Source organism: Chitinophaga sp., from assembly GCF_036566945.1.
In the GTDB taxonomy this organism is placed as follows: Bacteria; Bacteroidota; Bacteroidia; order Chitinophagales; family Chitinophagaceae; genus Chitinophaga.
Genome location: NZ_DATCVJ010000293.1, coordinates 1 through 3,522 on the forward strand (window position 1 = coordinate 1; position 3,522 = coordinate 3,522).

General features: G+C 48.0%; 2 protein-coding genes. Both read right to left on the reverse strand.

The window, feature by feature from the left end:
* Positions 1–35 precede the first annotated feature (35 nt).
* Positions 36–2,432: a S9 family peptidase gene (locus tag VIP81_RS08705; protein ID WP_331958549.1), complete on the reverse strand. Its 2,397-nt coding sequence runs from the start codon at positions 2,430–2,432 to the stop codon at positions 36–38.
* 78 nt (positions 2,433–2,510) lie between these two features.
* Positions 2,511–3,329 (reverse strand): sterol desaturase family protein, encoded by an 819-nt coding sequence (locus VIP81_RS08710; protein ID WP_331958552.1) that lies wholly within the window; start codon positions 3,327–3,329, stop codon positions 2,511–2,513.
* Positions 3,330–3,522 lie beyond the last annotated feature (193 nt).

The window sequence follows — 3,522 nt, forward strand, 5'->3', positions numbered from 1 at the left end:
CTAAATCAGTATAATCCTGAACAAAGACAAAAAAACTAGGGCTTCACATATTTCATGAGCCATTCATCCATCTCCCACAGCATATGCAGGATACTTTCCTTTGCAGCATAGCCATGGCTTTCCTGTGGCAGGAATACCAGGCGGGCGGTGCCTCCGTTGCCTTTAATGGCATTATATAGTCTTTCGCTCTGGATCGGGAAAGTGCCGGAGTTGTTGTCTGCTTCTCCGTGAATCAGCAGTATAGGCGCTTTGATCTTATCTGCATAAGAAAACGGCGACATCTTATAATATACTTCCGGCGCCTGCCAATAGGTACGCTGTTCGTTCTGGAATCCGAAAGGCGTTAAAGTACGGTTATAAGCGCCACTGCGGGAAATGCCGGCCTTGAACAGGTTCGTATGTGCGAGCAGGTTAGACGTCATAAAAGCACCGTAAGAGTGACCGCCCACAGCGATGCGGTCTTTATCGCCTACGCCCATTTCGGTAATTTTATTGACCGCAGCATCTGCATTCATTACCAGTTGCTCAATAAAAGTATCATTGGGTTCTTTGTCGCCCTCTCCTACAATTGGCATTTCGGTGGCATCCATAACAGCAAAACCACGGGTTACCCAGAAGATGGGAGAACCATAATTTACACGGGTAAATCTATAGGCAGACCCACGCACCTGTGCCGCATCGCTGGCAGATTTATATTCCCGCGGATAAGCCCACATCAGTACCGGCAAACGACCATCTTTAGCAGGGTCATAGCCTTCCGGCAGGTATAACATGGCGGTAAGGTCTACACCGTCTTTACGTTTATATTTCAGTAACTGTTTCTGCACGCCTTTCAGCTGTGGCTGTGGGTGTGGAAATGCCGTGAGGGCTACGGCTGTTTTTTTCTTCAGGTCCTGCAGGTAGTAATTTACGGGAGATGTAACAGACTCACGTGCCACTACCACCACGAGTTTGGCAGGATCTATCACATCCGCCACCTGCTCGTAGTAGGGGGCCTGGGAGCGCCACAGGATACGTTGTTTACTGTTGTCCAGGTTAAAGGCCGACAGAAAAGGACGATCTCCTTCCGGCGATGCGCCGGGCGCCGTCATCAGCAATTCATGTGCAGGAGAAACGTATAACACCGACCGGTTAAACTGATTCTTCACGGTAACCGGATCTCCCGGATCATTATAACGGTCATTTTCAGAACGGTCAATAATGGTCACAGGGGCTTGCTCCGGATGACCAGGATCAATACGGCTCACCCTTATTTTTTGTTGGGTGCTGTTGGCATCAGATACCAGCGCCAGTTGATTGTTGGCCCAGCTGATACCGGCAAAACGGTTTACTGTTTTTACCAATGGTGTTGGCGCAGCTTCAAATGGCGCAGGAAGTATATTCACCACATCGCGGAAAGGCACGTCTTTTTTGGGATCGCCGCCATCCAGGGCCTGTACCCACCAGATAGTAGCGGCAACATCATTGCGCCAGGAAAAACGACGGGGATAGTTGCTGGTAGCATCAAAGCCTTTAGGTCTTACCTCGTCGAGCGGATTACTGGCCAATTTCTTCACCAGCTCACCATTCATTTTCCAGATCTCCGTTTCTGTAGGAAAGCGGCTGGCGCCCACCAGGTAGGAATAAGGACGATGCAGACTTTCCATCAGCAGGTATTGATTGTCGGGCGATGGAGAGGCGGTTACATAAATAGCTACTTTGCCGATAACCTGTTCTCCGCTATTGCTGATCATCACCGGCTCGGATTGAAAATAATAATCGACCAGTTGCTCATCATACGGGTTCTTCAGCATATCCTGGTAAGTAGCCGCAGGAGCTGCTTTACCGCTGGTTTGCTGTACCGTAGGGCCTTCCGGCGCCACTGGTTTTTCCGGCGCTTTGCCGATAGCCGCAGGCACCGCCAACACCAGTATACGGTTATCATCTATCCAGGTAAACGCCGGTCCTGCAATATCATTGAGGCGGCGGTTACTCAGCCGGGAAGCCACCCCTGTACCGATATCAGCTTTCCATAAAGTAATGCTATTGTTATCAGTAACGGTAAAGGCTATACTTTTTTGTGAAGGCGACCAGCTCACATGACCAATGCGCGCATTGGCAGGTAGTCCGGACACCGGGTATTCTTTATTGCCTTTGATATTTTTAATACGAATAGCCGTCAGGTAACCGATCCTGCTGGGACCGAAATTAGCGGGATTGATGCGTAATCCGGCCAACCGATATTCCGGTTGCGATAGTTCTTCAATGGTGGGATAGCTGGTGCGATCCATGACCAGCATCACATCCCCTTTACTACTAAAGTCCGTTTGCGGTGATGGCGCCGCCATGGCCAGTTCCAGGATACTTTCGGGAGGCGTCTGATACTTCAGCGCATCTTGTGCATAGGCGTGATAAGTAATGAATAAGGATAATGATAAAATCAATTTTCTCATATAGCAGTTGATATTTGTAAGCAGTTCGCCAAAATAAACTTATTGCTACATAGAACAAAGCAGAAAATGATGAGTGAGTTATGACTGGCTATTAAATGTGCGAAAGACACGATCCCATATGCTCGTATAAAATCCAAAATTACACTGCTCATGGCGGTGATGTGTATGATGGAAAGTAGAAGTACCGAGGTATTTCAGCACCGGCCACTGATGCACCTTTGCAGGCAATGGCTCCATACCCAGGTGTCCCATCATGCCGAAAATAACATTGATGATCAGGTAGATGATAATGCCATAAATATTCAGTGGAAACAATAGTAATAACAGTAGCCACAAAGCGCCGAAGCTAAGCGTTTCCAGCGGGTGTAAAATAAACAGGTCTATAGGCTCAGGATCGGTGGCTTCGTGATGTAAGGTATGCAGCAGTTTATACAATGGCGTTTTATGAATTACATAATGGAAAATATACATCAGCAAATCCATGGCGAAAAAAAGGAAGGCGGCGTGGAGCAGTATGCTGATGGAAAACGCCGTGGTGATACGAATGGCCTGCTGTGTCCACAGCCAGTATCCGGTGTAAGTTATAACGGTATTGAGAACAGTGGTGACGGCTGCAATGTGCCACTGCCGGCTATTATAGGCGAACGGGTGAGGTGGATGTTGTACCGATGGCATGGATGGCGCGACTGTACCTGTAAAAGATGCAGATGATTGCGCACCTGGCTCCGCTTGCGTGGCCTGTTGGCCGATCCCGGATGCATTTACTTCCCGCACGGCGTTCCGCAATCTATGCCCCCATACCAGCACCGCTAACAAAATAGCGGTGTTTTCTGCCAGGAAAATGATCCATAGCAGCCAGGAAGGGCAGTTTCGTAAAGTATCGAGTAATGTATCCATCGGTTTCGGTAAACAATCTCCCAAAAAAAATCTTCAAAAAAATAAAAAAAATAAAAAAGCGATTATCTTTGCAATCATCAGATGATATGACGAATTTAAACATTTCTCCCTTAAAGCGACTCAGCCTGGCTGAGGAAGTAGCAGACCGTCTGCAGGAATTAATCGTTTCCGGTAAATACGTGGTAGGACAGCA